The sequence below is a fragment of the Pseudanabaena sp. SR411 genome, assembly GCF_002251945.1.
Classification (GTDB): domain Bacteria; phylum Cyanobacteriota; class Cyanobacteriia; order Pseudanabaenales; family Pseudanabaenaceae; genus Pseudanabaena.
The window spans coordinates 40,322-56,149 of sequence record NZ_NDHW01000245.1; the positions used below are offsets into that span (position 1 = coordinate 40,322).

General features: G+C 43.2%; 15 protein-coding genes and 2 pseudogenes. 10 read left to right on the plus strand and 7 right to left on the minus strand.

The features are described from left to right. Positions 1-225: 225 nt before the first annotated feature. From B9G53_RS25215 to B9G53_RS25235, 5 genes and pseudogenes are all read left to right on the plus strand, one after another. Positions 226-1,389 (plus strand): 1-deoxy-D-xylulose-5-phosphate reductoisomerase, encoded by a 1,164-nt coding sequence (locus B9G53_RS25215; RefSeq protein ID WP_094536178.1) that lies wholly within the window; start codon positions 226-228, stop codon positions 1,387-1,389. 269 nt (positions 1,390-1,658) lie between these two features. Next, a complete protein-coding gene (locus B9G53_RS25220) occupies positions 1,659-2,438 on the plus strand; it encodes a uracil-DNA glycosylase family protein (RefSeq protein ID WP_176453354.1) in 780 nt (259 codons plus the stop codon). After that, on the plus strand, positions 2,438-2,725 hold the full coding sequence (locus B9G53_RS25225) for a DUF2288 domain-containing protein (protein WP_094536179.1): 288 nt from the start codon (positions 2,438-2,440) through the stop codon (positions 2,723-2,725). Before B9G53_RS25220 ends, B9G53_RS25225 begins: the two co-directional genes overlap by 1 nt. A gap of 458 nt (positions 2,726-3,183) precedes the next feature. Further along, positions 3,184-3,519 carry a DUF29 domain-containing protein gene (locus B9G53_RS25230; protein ID WP_141211893.1) on the plus strand — a complete coding sequence of 112 codons (336 nt, stop codon included), beginning with the start codon at positions 3,184-3,186 and terminating at the stop codon, positions 3,517-3,519. 58 nt (positions 3,520-3,577) lie between these two features. Continuing rightward, a pseudogene (locus B9G53_RS25235) lies at positions 3,578-4,238 on the plus strand (hypothetical protein). A gap of 138 nt (positions 4,239-4,376) precedes the next feature. On the opposite strand, the gene B9G53_RS25240 reads toward B9G53_RS25235, so the two are convergent. Beyond that, complete coding sequence (locus B9G53_RS25240) at positions 4,377-6,110, minus strand: M48 family metalloprotease (RefSeq protein ID WP_094536226.1); 1,734 nt, start codon at positions 6,108-6,110, stop codon at positions 4,377-4,379. A 360-nt stretch (positions 6,111-6,470) separates the two neighbouring features. Between B9G53_RS25240 and B9G53_RS25245 the strand changes: the two genes are divergently transcribed. Then, positions 6,471-7,031 (plus strand): hypothetical protein, encoded by a 561-nt coding sequence (locus B9G53_RS25245; protein ID WP_094536180.1) that lies wholly within the window; start codon positions 6,471-6,473, stop codon positions 7,029-7,031. Positions 7,032-7,123: 92 nt separating this feature from the next. On the opposite strand, the gene B9G53_RS25250 is transcribed toward B9G53_RS25245, so the two are convergent. The 4 genes from B9G53_RS25250 to rpsT all read right to left on the minus strand — a co-directional run bounded on the left by B9G53_RS25250 (position 7,124) and on the right by rpsT (position 11,252). Beyond that, entirely contained in the window at positions 7,124-8,425 is a 1,302-nt protein-coding gene (locus B9G53_RS25250) for an MFS transporter (protein WP_254923812.1), read from the minus strand. 157 nt (positions 8,426-8,582) lie between these two features. Further along, on the minus strand, positions 8,583-10,115 hold the full coding sequence (locus B9G53_RS25255) for a DEAD/DEAH box helicase (RefSeq protein ID WP_094536181.1): 1,533 nt from the start codon (positions 10,113-10,115) through the stop codon (positions 8,583-8,585). 330 nt (positions 10,116-10,445) lie between these two features. Continuing rightward, positions 10,446-10,679, minus strand: a complete 234-nt coding sequence (locus B9G53_RS25260; RefSeq protein ID WP_094536182.1) for a hypothetical protein — start codon at positions 10,677-10,679, stop codon at positions 10,446-10,448. Positions 10,680-10,958: 279 nt separating this feature from the next. After that, the gene (gene rpsT / locus B9G53_RS25265; RefSeq protein WP_094536183.1) at positions 10,959-11,252 is read right to left on the minus strand and encodes a 30S ribosomal protein S20; all 294 of its coding nucleotides are present in this window, start codon (positions 11,250-11,252) and stop codon (positions 10,959-10,961) included. Positions 11,253-11,433: 181 nt separating this feature from the next. Here rpsT and B9G53_RS25270 point away from each other — a divergent pair, with 181 nt between their 5' ends. Then, complete coding sequence (locus B9G53_RS25270) at positions 11,434-13,038, plus strand: NupC/NupG family nucleoside CNT transporter (RefSeq protein ID WP_094536184.1); 1,605 nt, start codon at positions 11,434-11,436, stop codon at positions 13,036-13,038. Positions 13,039-13,103: 65 nt separating this feature from the next. Here the strand turns inward: B9G53_RS25270 and B9G53_RS25275 are convergent, their stop codons facing one another. Both B9G53_RS25275 and B9G53_RS25280 read right to left on the minus strand, forming a co-directional pair. Then, positions 13,104-13,403, minus strand: a complete 300-nt coding sequence (locus tag B9G53_RS25275; protein WP_094536185.1) for a DUF6825 family protein — start codon at positions 13,401-13,403, stop codon at positions 13,104-13,106. A 105-nt stretch (positions 13,404-13,508) separates the two neighbouring features. After that, positions 13,509-14,462, minus strand: a complete 954-nt coding sequence (locus tag B9G53_RS25280) for an NmrA family NAD(P)-binding protein (RefSeq protein WP_094536186.1) — start codon at positions 14,460-14,462, stop codon at positions 13,509-13,511. Between the two features lie 55 nt (positions 14,463-14,517). On the opposite strand from B9G53_RS25280, the gene B9G53_RS28790 reads away from it, so the two are divergent. The 3 genes and pseudogenes from B9G53_RS28790 (at position 14,518) to B9G53_RS25290 (ending at position 15,827) form a co-directional block, all read left to right on the plus strand. Beyond that, positions 14,518-14,646 carry a hypothetical protein gene (locus tag B9G53_RS28790; RefSeq protein WP_254923813.1) on the plus strand — a complete coding sequence of 43 codons (129 nt, stop codon included), beginning with the start codon at positions 14,518-14,520 and terminating at the stop codon, positions 14,644-14,646. Continuing rightward, positions 14,636-14,725, plus strand: a pseudogene (locus B9G53_RS29210) (phycobiliprotein lyase); the annotation flags it as partial. The gene B9G53_RS28790 and the pseudogene B9G53_RS29210, both read left to right, overlap by 11 nt. Positions 14,726-14,984: 259 nt before the next feature. Continuing rightward, positions 14,985-15,827 (plus strand): glutaminase, encoded by an 843-nt coding sequence (locus B9G53_RS25290; protein WP_094536187.1) that lies wholly within the window; start codon positions 14,985-14,987, stop codon positions 15,825-15,827. Position 15,828 lies beyond the last annotated feature (1 nt).

The following is a 15,828-nucleotide window of genomic DNA, read 5'->3' on the forward strand; positions in this document are numbered from 1 at the left end:
TAATATTTGAGCCTAGGATCAAGTTTTTGTCACAATTTCATATAGCTTGTACCAAAACATAAAAATGGCGTAACCATTTTGTGTTTTTAAAACCCTTACTGGGTTTGATTTTTAATTCATAAAAGTGTTGCCATACTTTCGTGAATTGATATTTTGATCGCGATCGCTCAAAAAACTATGCAAGACTTTGATTATTAAATAATCAATATTAATAAGCTTCATCCTATGAAACGCATTACCCTGCTTGGCTCCACTGGCTCGATTGGCACACAAACCTTGGATATCGTTGCGGAGTATCCTGACAAATTTCAGGTGGTGGGGATGACGGCTGGGGGAAATATTGATCTTTTTGCAAAACAAATTCGCCAGTTTCAACCTGAGATTGTGGCGATCGCTAGCGAAAAAAAGCTTTCTGAACTAAAAGAGGCGATCACCGATCTTGCCGTAAAACCAATCCTATTGGCAGGAGCCGAGGGTGTAGAAACTGTGGCTGCCTATGGAGACTCTGAAGCAGTCGTAACAGGAATTGTCGGCTGTGCAGGACTATTACCGACAATCGCGGCGATTAAAGCAGGTAAAAATATTGCACTGGCGAATAAAGAGACTTTAATCGCAGGTGGTGAAGTAGTCATACCATTGGTGAAAAAACATGGCGTGAAGTTATTGCCTGCGGATTCTGAACATTCAGCAATTTTTCAATGCCTACAAGGTGTTCCCGAAGGCGGACTACGCCGAATTATTCTCACGGCTTCAGGTGGTGCATTTCGCGATCGCCCCACTGAGGAGCTAGCATCTGTCACCGTCGCTGATGCTCTGAAACATCCTAACTGGGCAATGGGTAAGAAGATCACAATCGACTCAGCAACCCTGATGAATAAGGGCTTAGAAGTCATCGAAGCTCATTATCTCTTTGGTGTGGATTATGACCAGATCGAGATTGTGATTCATCCCCAAAGTATTATTCATTCTCTAATTGAATTGGAAGATACTTCTGTACTAGCGCAGTTGGGTATTCCTGATATGCGTTTGCCCCTGCTCTATTCCCTCTCCTATCCAGATCGCATTCCGGCCCAATGGGAACGCCTCGATCTCGTCAAATGTGGCACTCTGACCTTCCGCGCTCCCGATCACCAGAAATATCCCTGTATGGAGCTAGCCTACGCCGCAGGTCGTGCAGGTGGAACTATGCCTGCGGTGTTGAATGCAGCTAATGAGCAAGTGGTAGAACTATTCCTCCAAGAGAGACTTCGTTATGTGCAGATTGCTGACTTGATCAAATATGTATGCGATCGGCATAAATGTGTTTCTAAGCCAGATCTTGAGGATATTCTCGAAGCCGATAAATGGGCGAGAAATGCGGTGATTGAGCAAGTAATGCTTAAAGTCTAGATAAGTACTTGTGCAAAATAAATTACAAATCAAAGCCCATAAAGTTGCGCCCAGCAGGGGCGCAACTTTATGGGCTTTGATTTGTAATTACACCAATTCACAAAAAGTGTTGCCACACTTTTGTGAGTTAAAAAGCAACCCCAGTAAGGATTTTAAAATCACAAAATGGCGTAGCCATTTTGTTCTTTGGTATAACTTGAGGTTCAATATATTGCTGACACAGGTAAGATATTAGCAATAAGTACTGATTTGGGGCGCATATCCTGTCTATGACTGACAAAGAACAAATGAGCCTATTTGATCTGACTCCATCGGAGGTTCCTTTGGTGGATCTTCCCCATGCCGAGGGAACTGCCGATGCTCCACCTGCGAAAAAAACTGCGCGTTCTGCTAAAAATGCTACCCCCCTACCTGCCGCCACAGTACCAGTAAGTGAGCAGTTTGCCAGTCTCGATGCATTGCGCGAAGTTGCTTGCAGTTGTCAAAAATGTCCCCTTGCCCCAACGAGGACTAATGTGGTGGTGGAAAGAGGCGATCGCAATGCCAAAATCCTGATCATCGGTGAAGCCCCTGGGGAGCAGGAAGATCTATCAGGATTACCCTTTGTCGGTAAATCAGGGCAGCTTTTAGACAAAATCTTGGAATCCGTAGGATTTGACACGAGCAAAGATGTTTACATTTGCAATACGGTCAAATGCCGTCCGCCCAATAATCGTGTTCCTACCGAAGTAGAAACAACAACCTGTAAGCCCTACTTGCTGGAACAAATTCGTCTCGTCGATCCTAAAATTATTTTGTTGACGGGAGCCACGTCACTCAAGTCAATATTGGGTGAAAAATTAGGCATTACTAAAGTACGTGGTAAATGGTATGAGTGGGAAGGGCGATTAGTGATGCCAATATTCCACCCTTCTTATTTATTGCGAAATCAAAGCCGCGAACAGGGCAGTCCTAAGTGGTTAACATGGCAAGATGTTAAAGCTATCAAAGCTAAGTACCTAGAAATTATTGGTACTGATAACGTAATTGGTGATGACGAGGAATTTTAGTGAGTAATTCAAGAAAAGATTTAGAAGAAATGGTTGATGTGGCGCAGTGGGAATGGCTATCTCCCCATGCAGCTAGAGCTAGAGTGATTTTGGTTGGGGCAAGACTAGATCTTGTCGATGTGGGGATTGCGCTAACTGAGGACAATACAAAGCTAGTACAGTCTTGGATCGAAGATGGTTGGTTGCGTCATCCGACTGCTGAGGAGCTTAGCACTTGGAATGCCAATAAAGAAAAAGAGTTTACTAGCCTTGTAGTGCCACCCTTTGTTCTTGCAAGGATTGACTAATAAGCAAAATACCCGCACTGCGAGTATTTTGCTCGCAAATTCTTACAAAAAAAGAGAGACCAGCTTTTAACTGATCTCTCTTTTTTATTAACAGTAACCAAAAGAAAAAGCCTAGGTTACTTTCCCTGTTTCGTTCCTAGGCTTTTTCTTTTGTTCGCTCCTCACACCTCTATACTATACATCCCTATTCCTAAAATGTCTACTAGTTTGTCGAGCAATATGAGGATTTTTCGTAAGCCTTTTGGCTGATGTTTGCACTTTTATTCGCTGTTTATCGCGATCGCTACCCATTTAGGTGAGGCGCAAAGCCTTAACTTGTATGGCGATCGCCACTCAAATAAAGTTTCTTACCCAAAGTATGAGTTGCGGCGCGAAGCGCCGCAACTCATACTTTGGGTTTTGATTTGTCCTATCGAGCTTAGAATAAATTGAGATGAGCGATCGCAGGAGCAATCTCAATGACTCAAACAATTGCACAAAAAAACTCATTGTATGATCGGGATCTTAATCTTTGGTTAGAAACAGCGATCGCGCAATTAAAAGCGGGTGATTTAAAATCTCTCGATATTGAAAATCTGATAGAGGAGTTGGAAGGCTTGGCAGGGCGAGATCGGTGGGAGTTGAAAACCAGACTAGCAACACTAATCGAACATTTATTAAAGCGTTGCTATGTTAAGAGTGAGTATGACGATCTATGGTCTCTACCCAACCTGCGCAGGTTGGGTAGAGACCATAGATCGTACTCGCAATGCCATAAGAGATATTCTCAAACAATCCCCAAGCTTGAAAAATAGGCACTGGTCCGTTAAGACGTGAGATGTAAAGTAAAGAGGCAGAGTCAAGGAGAAAGGCATAGAATGTCACCACTGCCAAAGCGGAAAGACAGTCAAAAATGGCAATGATTACCCCCAAGACGGAAACGCCATCCAGAATTATTTATGCAAAGGATGCGGCAAGCGATTCAACGAATGAACTATTTGCTAAAGCAACGAAAACAGCATGGCAATGGGCAAAAATGAGTCAATATATCCGATGGGTTACGGATGGAGAAAGACGATATGCCCAACAACTGTGGCAAATGGTAAGTGTTTACCTCAAAGCTACAGAAGTAAGCCGTGAGTATGAACATCGGAAAGTATAGCGACATGGTTTGGAAGTTGCCATCAAAATCAAAGGCTCACAGGACAATCGTTGTGTCGAAAGGCTCAAGCCAGAACATCCTTATACAGCTATTAGCGACAAGAGTGACGTTCATGCCAATCACAATGAGGCAAACAACAGTGCCTTACGAAGACGGTGTAGTGCATATCGCCGCAGACAAAACCTGTATGCGAAAAATCCTGAGGGATTGCAACGAGCAGTTACAGTACAACGATTAGTTCATAACTGGGTAAGACCGCATTTAGGCTTAGGTAAAAACAAGGCCCCAGTTATGGTGATCGGGCTATATTCTCGACCGCTTTCCATGCTGGAGTTACTATCATTGCGCGGCTTTCATGCTCTCACGTCTTAAATGACCAGTGCCCTTTTTTTCGATTCATAGTTGATTGAAAGCTTAATTAAACGTCTATAAAATTCCTCGTCTATAACAAAAGCATAAAGAGAGGACGATCGCCCTCTCTTTATGCTTTTGTATAAGATAAAAACTATTTTATTTAGAAAGAAATAGTAACGCGCCTACAACCAAAAAGATGATTGACCATAACAGCCCCCAAAAAGCAGGATGACTGGAAACCTTGTTGCCATTGGTAGTAGATAGAAGTTCCAAATCCATCCAAGAGGCAATACCGCGACGGAACCAACCTTTGGCAGTGGTTTCCATGCCAATTAAGCCCTGTACTCGCTTCATCCCAAAGAAGAAATTACCCAAAGGACCCCAACGCGAAGCATAGAGCAAATACATCATGCCAGTTTTGTCCTGTAACTTCAGATCAGAACCGAACACATAACCAGCATCACCACGCCCGATGAGAGTTCCTTCCAATTGCACAGGTTGTCCACGCAGAGGACTAGCATAGGCATCAGACATCAGCGTAATCACATCATTCGCGGGTGCATTCTTAGAACTGGGGTACATGACCGATCGCTTAAAGATCATCACAGCACCTAGTAATAAAAGTGGAATGGCAATAAATGCTTTTAAGCCACCGATGCTTTTAACCAGAACCGCACCGATCGCTAAACCGATCACAATGGCGATAAATTCTGCACCATAGAGCAGGACATCTTGATAGAAAGTGCCATAGAGACGCTTCTTGTCGAGTTGCTTACCTTCGGCAACCACCCGACCCATATCAAATTCCATCGCTAGCCCTAACTGCTCAGCATAGTTACTAAGAGCGCGAACTCGCTTACCTGTAAGTGGATGGGTAGAGTTTAACTCCATCCACCAGCCCCAAGGATTGAATAAATCCCAAAGGAATAGGCGACCAACTTTTTCAGGAGAAGATGAAATTTGATAAGCAGTGCCAGTAGAAGCTGCTGCTTTCGCATCATAAATACCGAGAGCGCGAGTACCTTGTAGCAAACGACTTGGCTCTTTTGATTTTTCAGTCTCTTGGACAATCCCGTAAGCAATTTTGACTAAAGCGCGGGATAAAGCATTAGGATTGCCTGTTTGCTCAGCCGCAAAGTGGTCTGCAAAGTATTCTCTAGTGCGCGATAGATATAGCAGCAAATATGTACCGACGATATAAAAACCATAGGCAATAAAAGCCGTGATCATCGCTGCATTTTCAGCACGCTCATCATTAACTTTTTTGCCGATTTCACGAATAGTGACATAGAGCAGATAAGTAATCTGCACCAATGTCGAAGCAACGGTCATCACTGCAAAATCCCAATGCACGATATGACCAAGTTCATGGGCATAAACTGTAGCAGCTTCATCATCATCAAGGTATTTGAACAACCCTGCGCTAACCACCAAACGGGCACTATCAGGCAAAGCACCATAGGTAAAGGCAGTGGGGTTATTGTCGTCAATAATGCCAAGGCGTGGCTGCTTGAGCTTTTTGAGACTGCAAATACGCTGAATCGCATGGGCTGATTCAGGGCTAAGGCGTTCGATCTCTTCAATCTTCACCCAGCGTGTGTGGTAGAGCCAACCTTGGGTTAAGTCCATAATCCAAGGTGACACAAAGAAGATAATCGCATTAATGATGATTGTGACAATTACCGCAACGCCAAATCCAAGGATCGGATTGGGGCTATTGACAATAAAAATCGTGGCAGTAACTAGTGAAAATACGATGCCTACAAGGAGGGCGATCGTAATACTAGAGGCAAGGGCAAGATTGCCTGCGATTTTGGCTGTGGCTAGGCTTGCGCCAGCTTGAGCGGCACGCCCTGCTTTTTGGGGTAATTCGGAGTCTGGTGCGGACATAAAATCCTCTCTAATTTGTTGAGTATTAGTCCCGTATCGTGATGTTTTCGTTGCGACATGCTCTAAAAACATACCCATAATTCAATACAAATATGATATAGCGATCGCCTTATAGCAGCATACAAAATAGCGTAGCTATTTTGTATGCTTAAAACCCTTACGGAGTCTAGTTTTTAATTCACAAAAGTATGATCATACTTTTGTGAATTGGTATTAGTACCAAATAAGTTGAGGGGTGGCGCGAAGCGCCACCCCTCAACTTAAGAGAATAAGTTTTGTACAGTAGTCAATCAAGTCATGCATGAGTTCAATCGTAGTTTTGCCATCGTAAAGAAGTCGTATCTTTAGAGATTCAAAATTATGCAGAAAATTATTCTCAGTTGCTTTGTTAGTGCGATTTCGATCGCGATCGCCTCAACAACATCGGTCACACCAGCCAAAGCTCAAACTATGGGTGAGTATCTAGACAGTACTACTGCTCAGGTAATCGAAAAGATTTCTGGCAATATTGTTACCTTCAAAAACAGCGCAGGCGAATCTAACAACTACTTCGTTCCTAGCTGGATGATCGACAAATACGCGCTTAAAGTCGGTACTTCAGCTAGTCTCTACAATCGCAATATTGTTCAAGGAATCTATCGCGATCATTATATCGATGTGGTCAGTCAAGGGTTACCCGAAAACATGAGTGCATTTAGAATTCATGAAACCGAAAGAAACTGTACAATCCCCCAAAGTCCTGCAAGTGAGGGTTTGGCATGGGGTAAGCGCGTTTGGTACAAGACCGATAGTTGTCCCTCAGCAATTCCGATTGTAGGCTCTATGTCACTTTATCAACCTAGATCGGTTACGTCCTCAACCGAAAGCGAAATTGATGCAACTACAACTCCAGAGCCTAACTCACCAACAATGTCTAACTAAAGTTATCTGTACATAAGACGTAGCGTGTTGCGCTACATCTTAAAACCCAAAAGAGAGAGGACGGTGCTTCGCACCGTCCTCTCTCTTTTGGGTTAAACATGAATGGCTATGGATTTGACCGCATAGCGATCACTCGTTTTACCGATCGCAAATTTAAAGGACTCAGCCACAGTTTTATTAGACTGCGTAGCAAAAATAACCATTCCTACGATACATAGCCCTGTGGCGATCGCAAAGATATTGGTGATGCCCACCAACCCGATCATCTTGCCCATAATTGGTCCAGCCAAAGCGATCCCCACATCAAAACCGATCCATGTCATTCCAAATACATAGCCGCGCTCCTGTGGAACTGTGCGATCAGCAAGCAACGCTACCACCGCAGGAATCACAATGCCAGATCCAAGCCCTTCCGCAATCCCCGACAATAAAAATGCATAGTCATGGTTGGCGAAATAGATAATTGCCATCGACAAGCCATAAAAGAAAATGCCAATCGAAATGAAAATCCCACGTCCCCACTCATCACTAAGCCTCGCCACAGGAAACCGAATAATAAAGCCAGATAATGCTGCGGCCATATAGAACAAGCCCGCATTCAGCGCAATATGTTTTTGCTGCATCAAAATTGGCATAAAAGAACTAAGCGTTCCAAAGGCAAGTCCCACGAGTAATAAAACCGTAGAGGGAACTCTGACTCGAGGATTAAGGAATGTCTGCCAAAATCCTGCTTTTTTCATAGTTGTTGAAGCAACTTGGCGATCGCCGATATTTCCTTCCGTTTCAATTTGAGTTGTCAGCAATAGCCCCGCAATTGCTAACAAAGAAGCTGAGACAAACAGAGGTTGATATCCCCAAGCTTCATACATCAATCCTCCAATGGCAGGACCAAAAGCCAATCCTAAAGGATTGACTAAACTCATATAGCCAATCACTTCACCACGTTTCTCAATTGGTGCAAGGTCAGAAATTAAAGCACTATAGCTTGCCGCAAAAGCCGCTATGCTGATCCCATGTATGGCTCGAAAGAGCATTAATAGAGGGATAGAAGGTAATAATGCATAACATAAGGGAACTATAGCCGCGACAATCAGACCAATTCTCATGGTATAGCGTCTACCTTTACGATCAGCAAGTCTGCCAAGATAAGCCCGACAAACGAGCAATCCGATCGCAAAGGAACCCATAATGATCCCAATTTCGTCAAAGGACTGCGTTAAGGTGCGAATGTAGAGCGGCAAAGTAGGCAACTGGGAAGCCATGCTCGACCAGAAAAATAGACCAGCCAAAAAAATCGCAGTCAGATTTTTGCGAAGGTTCGTATCAAGATTAGAAAAGGTAGTTAAAGACTGCATGATCTGAATATGACCATTAAAATATATAGCCCAAGTCACTTAAGAGAAATCCACTGTATGGATAATCCCTATCAATGACTTGGGCTGCGATTACTTATTTAAGATTATCTCTTAATCTCTAGAGTAGAGATATCAAGCGATCGGGTGAATTAGTTCCCAATCAAAAGAGTTGCTTTGCAACTCTTTTGATTTAGTTCTAGTATTTAACTGGAGCTGAAGAACGATCGCGGTCACCAGAACGAGTAGGACGACGAGAGTCATATCCGCCTTCACGACCACCGCCGCCAGAACGACCACCGCCGCCATCACCACGATAACCACTTTGACCACGCTTGATTGGTCTACCACTGTTGTAACCACCGCCATCGCGATCGCGTCCACCAGAAGGACTGTGAGGTTGCTTAGCCAAAACTTGCAAGGCAGCTTGTTCTGCTTTATCTGATTGCAGTTGAGTATAGGCAAGTTGTAAAGCTGCGGCAGCGATCGCTTGAGGATCATAGTCCTCAACCAATTGCGATACTAAAGGTAAGAACGAAGCCAAACGCTCGCCAGACAGAGCCTCTAGAATTTGCTCAGTGAAACGACCGATGCGCCGCTCTTGAATCTGAGCAACATTAGGTAAAGGCTGAGGAGGAAGAGGCATTCCAACTTGCTGTTCCAATTGACGCAACTTATAACGCTCTTTTCCAGAAATCAGAGTGATCGCGATTCCCTTTTTGCCAGCGCGTCCAGTCCGTCCGATACGGTGAACATAACGCTCAGGATCATCAGGAATATCGAGGTTAAACACATGGGTCAAACCATCAATATCCAAACCACGGGCTGCAATGTCAGTTGCGACAACCCAACGTACTTGTTGGTTACGGAAGCGACGCAACAAATTTTCGCGTTGAGATTGCGAGAGATTCCCGTGATACTCATCAACACTATGACCAGAAGATTGCAGAATCTCCGTTAAACGGCTTGCCGAGTCTTTAGTTCGCACAAAGATGATTGCTGAAGTTGGAGCTTCATATTCCAGAACAGGAAGCAAAGCCTCTTCTTTAGTCAAGTGATAGGGAACCAGATAAATCTGTTGGTCAATACGGGTAGGGGTAGAATCCTGAGTCTCAACCTTGACAGTTACAGGAGACTTCAAGAAATTCTTCACCAAGCGCTTTACCGCAGGAGGCATAGTTGCCGAGAAGAACGTACTTTGTTTAGTAGAAGGAGTCGTTACCAAGATCCTTTCGACATCTTGAATGAAACCCATGTTGAGCATTTCGTCCGCTTCATCCAAAACAAACCAAGCAAGATGCTCTAGTTTTAGCTTTCCACGTTCCATCAAATCGATGACACGCCCAGGAGTACCAACAACTACATGGACACCACGTTCCAATTGAACCATTTGGCGACTGATGTCAGATCCACCATATACGGTGAGAATTTTTGCACCTGGTTTGGTATTAAAGCTACGCAGAGCTTGTCCAACTTGAATTGCTAATTCACGGGTTGGAGTCAAAATTAGAGCTTGTAAAGAGTCGTTGTTCAGATCTAAACGCTCTAGAATGGGCAGCGCAAAAGCCGCCGTTTTACCAGTACCAGTCTGCGCCTGACCGAGTACATCTGCTCCTGCGAGCAGTTGAGGAATTGCTTGTTCTTGAATAGCTGTAGGCTCTGTAAAGCCAATTGATTCGAGCTTAGCAACTCGTGCTTCAGAAATACCGAGAGAAAGAAAAGATGAGGGCATGGATGATCCTAAGATTTGCAGCAAATTTGTTCTACGAACAGTTCGCCTATTCTGCCAATCGCACGGGATAAACAATCACTAACAAAGCCGAAGGACATCTCTGCCCTAAATTTTAAGCGGTTTAAAAAGAGTTTTTCTATGAAAACCTCAGCTTCCAAAGATTAGATTGCTTTGGATAGTCATGCAATGGGAGAAATCAGCAAAATGAAGTTAATTATTCCTAGTATAAACCTATGTTAAAGATTGTAAACAATCTTTTAGTGAATTTATGTCTATGGTATGGGTGTAAAAAAGTTAATGATCTATTCTGAGATAGCATTTCAAGATAAATTAGTCGTCACCTAAAAGATGTTGTCTGGATGTATCTAACTTTTTCCAGAGTTCTTTGATCTGTAGATAAGCTTCATTTGGCGAAATCTTACCCCCAGTTTCTAAAGCACAAATAATCGAAATACGATTCGTAAACTCTTGTAGATTAGCATCAAAAGCTAAATTTTGTGGCGAAAACTCGCCTCTAAAGTTAGAGATAGGGTTTAAGAAGCTCTCTTTATCAAGGTTAGACATGTAGATTTAGCTCTCAGTATAAGCTGGACAGGTTGAGAAGACCTCATGATCGCAGACGTAAGAAACTGTAGGGAAAAGCGATTATTCTGCAACCTGCCCGATTATTTCGGGTCGTCAACAAAACGTTGGAAGACCGCAAGCCCAAAGTAACTAATCCTAAATTGTTATCCGAACTAGATTATAGCAAAGATTATTTAAGCCCCCAGTGCTGTGAGCTACTTAAACACTTTTAGTTGCTAATGCTCGGAAAACGCTAATTTATCATTGGTTGATTACTATTTAGTTTGTAGCAGTAACTTTTTTGAGGGCGACAGCGAGCTTAGATTTGCGACGTGCGCCTGTGTTGCTATGGAGAACTCCACGTTTGACAGCACGATCAATCTTACTGTAAGCCAAAGATTGCTTAGCATTAACTGCTTCTAGGGCTTCAGGAGTTGGATTTGCCTTATAGGCATCAACTGCTTCTAAATAGCTTTTCATTAAAGTCTTGACGGCTGACTTATATGATTTATTATGCAGACGGTTACGCTCAGCGATCTGAATGCGCTTTTTTGCGGACTTGATGTTTGCCACAGTTTATTCCTTTAGCGAAATGACATGGTTTAAAGCATTTATCATCGTAACATTTTGATTAGATTTTGCAACTATAAAACCAATTTACTTTTTAATTGATTTTTAATTTGCCTTGGGATTGCTTTTCTGGATTTTGACTTTCTTGGATCTCTATGTTGACTAATCTCTCCCTCAAACGCCCATGACCTACTTGAATTTTGTTTCTTTCTTTGGCATTTTTGGCTTGTGCTTTGTGGCTTGGGTCTTTTCAGAAGATCGTCGAGTTATCCCTTGGCGCGTAATTATCTGGGGCATCGGCTTGCAGCTAGTATTGGGCTATCTAGTCTTTCAACAACCTCAAACTAGAGAAGGGTTAAGGTGGTTTAGCGGTCTACTAGATGGCATATTTGCATCGGCGGATACTGGCGCAAGATTTGTCTTTGGTCGCTTGCTTGTGCCACCCACAGGACAAGAACCTTATACATTGTTGCCTCTAAGTCCTAATGGCACTTGTCCCCCTGGGCAGATTTTATTAGATGACCTTACCAGTGTGGCAAATTCTGCTGCAAATTACTGCACAACGAACCGTCTGGCTTATGTATTTGCTTTTAGAGCCTTGCCTGCGGTAGTTTTCTTCTCAGGCTTCATGGCACTATTGGAAAACTTGGGGATCATCCAAAAGATTGTGGAGGTTTTTGCCAAGCTCTTTTTCTGGACAATGCGTTTGAGTGGTGCTGAGGCTCTGAGTGGAGCCGCCAATATTTTTGTGGGTATTGAAGCAGCGATCGTAGTCAAGCCTTACCTTCCTAAGATGACTCGCAGTGAATTATGTGCAATCTTGGCTTGTTGCTTTGGGACAGCAGCTTCTTCGACCTTAGCTATTTATGTCAGCTTTTTACGCCCAGTTTTTCCAAATATTCTTGGACACTTAGTTTCAGCTTCGATTATTGCGATCCCCGCTTGTTTTGTGTTGTCAAAAATTCTTGTGCCTGAGACGGGTGTACCTCTAACAATGGGTGGTATCCCTAAAGAAGATAAATCCTCAAAATCTGATCAAGAGGGTGAATTAGAAAATGCTGGTGGCGAAACCATGAAGCGGATGAGTCCGATGGATGCCACGATTATTGGGGCTTTGGATGGGTTGAAGATGGCTGCTTCGATCGCGGCAATTTTGATTTTAATTGTGGGTTTAGTCGATCTGGTTAATCAAATTTTTGCTTGGCTAGCAACTATTAGCGATGTTTTTAAAGTGGTTAATCTTCCTAATATTCAAGGAGCATTATTCTATCCTTTGACTTTGCTAACAGGAGTATCGTTAGAGGATTCTTGGCCGGCTTCAGTGATCATTGGTCGGCGACTACTGGAAACAGCGATCCCACCTTATCAAGCGTTAGCTCAGGCTGCTCAAGCGGGGGAAATCAGCGATCGCACTGTGATTATTGTCAGTTATGCCTTATCAGGCTTTGCTCATTTAGCCTCTGTAGGAATTTTTGTGGGTGGCACGATCGCTTTGATCCCATCCCGCCGCCGCGACATTTCCGACCTAGGGTGGAAAGCTTTGTTTGTAGGTACTTTGGCAACTTTGATGATTTCTTGTATTGCGGGTGTGTTTGACGATGGCAGTCCTAGCATTTTAGGAGAAAAGAAAAAAGCTGAACCAGCCCAAGTTAAGCCCCAAACAACAGCTTCACCAACTGCCACGCCTAAAGCGTCACCTAGTCCTTTACCAAGTGTGTCTCCCACTAGTACAAGTCCTGTGCCTAGCGTTTCACCGAAAGCATCACCATCTTTACCAGCATTGCGTTAAAAAGTTAAAAGCCTTGCATTGCAAGGCTTTTATTATAAAAAAAGGAGCGCAACGCGCTCCTTTTTTTATTGCTCGCGATATTGCTGCAATTCAGATTTTAGTTGAGCAATTTCGGCGCGGAGGTTATCAATAGTTTCTTGCAACTCATCAGGAGCGATATCACTATCATCGGTGGTAACGTTTCCCTTTTGTTGTTCGGCTTTTTCTAAAACGGTTTCGACGAAAATACGAATCTGTTCCCGTTGTTCGGCATCAAATTTGCCTAATGCGCTAAGGGCTTCGGTTACCGTTTCTTCAATGCGATCAATTACAGCCTCAGCCGTGGCTCTACCAATAAAGAAAGCGTCTAATGGTGATTTGCTCATGTTTGTTAATTATTGGGTTTAATTATTTTGAAGCTGTTTATTTGGATATCTACATCATAATAACAAACCTGAAAAGCATAGGCAGCGCATCAGGGTCTATATGTTTTAGAAAGGGGCTTTAATTTTAGGCTCTTTATAATCTAGCTCCTTCAATTTCTTAAGGATGCGGCTAAAGTAGTCCTGCATATAGGATTCCAATGTTGTCATGTCCTCTTCTTCAAGACCAAAGATTTTGTAAGTCTCCTTCATGTCGGCATCAAGCGGAATGCCACTAGCGAGAACTTCGGCATAGGTCATGCGCTCCGCAAAACTCCAACCCCATTCAAAGCCGAGAGCAACTTTCCGAGCAAAGCGCAGTAACCCAAGGGGCATGTTGGCGGTTCTGCGGGTGCGTCCTGACATTCTTTCGCAAAGTTTGATGATTTCGCTGGGTTGCCATGCTTTTGGTCCTGCGATCGCAAAGGATTGACGCTCAGTTTCTTTAACAGTCAAGGCGCGAATGGCAAACTTGGCGATGTCTTGAGTATTCATATAAGCGATCGGCGATGATTCGCCACCGATCCAGATTGTTTGATTTTCAAGGATGGGGATCGCATATTCACCAATCAAGTTTTGGAAAAATCCGCAGGGCTTGAGGATGGTGTAGTTCAGATCGGTAGATGCTAAAAATTTTTCGGTGCAATTTTTGATGTCCATCAGGGGGACATTGGGATATTTCTCGGCATTGAGGATTGAGAAAAATACGAACCGCTCAACCTTGGCGCGTTCAGCAGCTTGGATCAGTGAAACTTTGCCTAGCCAATCGACATCTCTAATCCTGAGTGAGCCAGTTGCACGAGTTGTGGCTGCGTCAATAACTTCGGTAACCCCTTCTAGTGCATCATCCAGACTTTGAGGATTATTCAGGTTTCCTGCTACTAAGTCGGCTCCCCATTCTCTGAGGAAGTTTGCTTTTTTGGGATAACGAACAAAACATTTGACTTTCAGCCCCCGATCTAGTGCGTGACGGGTGATTTGACGACCTAATGTACCTGTCGCACCAACGATCAGTAAGCTCATAAAATTTTTTTATTAAATTGACTTTGTAAACATATATAAATCTAACAGATATTTGGTGACAACTTTTGGTAAGCAATATCAGCGATCGCGATATCTATCTACTGATACAGAATATGATAATAATCAGGGGCAGAAACGCTGTTGGTTTATCACCGAATCAGCGATCGCGATATCTATCTACTGATACAGAATATGATAATAATCAGGGGCAGAAACGCTGTTGGTTTATCACCGATGATTTTCGCGGTCGGATACAGTACCTATGAATAATGGTGAATAATGATTTTTATTTGATGACCTACTGCTCTGAACGCCGCTAAGTAGATGGGCATAATTAATTACAAACCCAAACCTGTAAAATTGCGCCCCGCAGTGACGCAATTTTACAGGTTTGGGTTTATTTTGCATAAGTTTTGCATAAGTACTTATGGGAGTGATGCAGATTTAGAGACGATGGTGGAACGTAATAAACTGTTGTAAAGATAGGGCGCAGCGCTATCTTTACAACAGCAGTGGGATTTTATGCTCGAAAATAATCTTCAACAATGGCTACAATTAGCAAGACAAGAAGTCACTAAGGGAAAGCTCCCAAGCTATATTCCTTTGTTAGCTCAAGCTGATCCAGAGGCGATCGCGATCGCGATTCAACAGGTAAAAGGTGAGCGTATTATGGCTGGCGACATTGCCATAACCTTTCCGTTGATGAGTGTAGTCAAGCCATTTTTGTTACTTTATTTGCTAGAAAATCTCGGTAGAGATGCAGTTTTTCAGATAGTTGACTCCAAACTGAGTAACGATCCATTTAATGCAATTCCTGATGACAAGCCCAAAAATCCGATGATTAATAGTGGCGCGATCGCCATTTCATCACTATTAAGCTCCTATGATACTTTGCAAAATTGGCTTAATCAGAGATCTGGAGCAAATTTGACGCTCGATTTAGCCATGCTAGATTCAGTGAGATCGGTGACCAATCGTCGGAATTTAGCGATCGCCGATCAGCTTCAATACTTAGGAATAATTGCTAATCCTAGTCAAGCCCTTGCAGTTTATGAAGAAATTTGTTGTTTGCGCGGCAATGTTCAAGATCTGGCGCAAATTGGCACTTTATTAGTTAGTACTGAGCGATCGCCACATATCCCCATAGTTTTAGAAATTATGTCTCAATGTGGCATGTATGAGTCATCAGCAGACTTTGCCAAAAATCTGGGATTACCTTCAAAGTCCAGTATTAGTGGGGCTTTGTTATCAATTATTGTTGATAAAGCGGCGATCGCTTGCTATAGCCCTACTCTTGATGAGTTTGGGAATTCCGTTGCGGGGGTATTTTTAATTCGACAGGTTAAAAATTATGTTCAACCTTAAA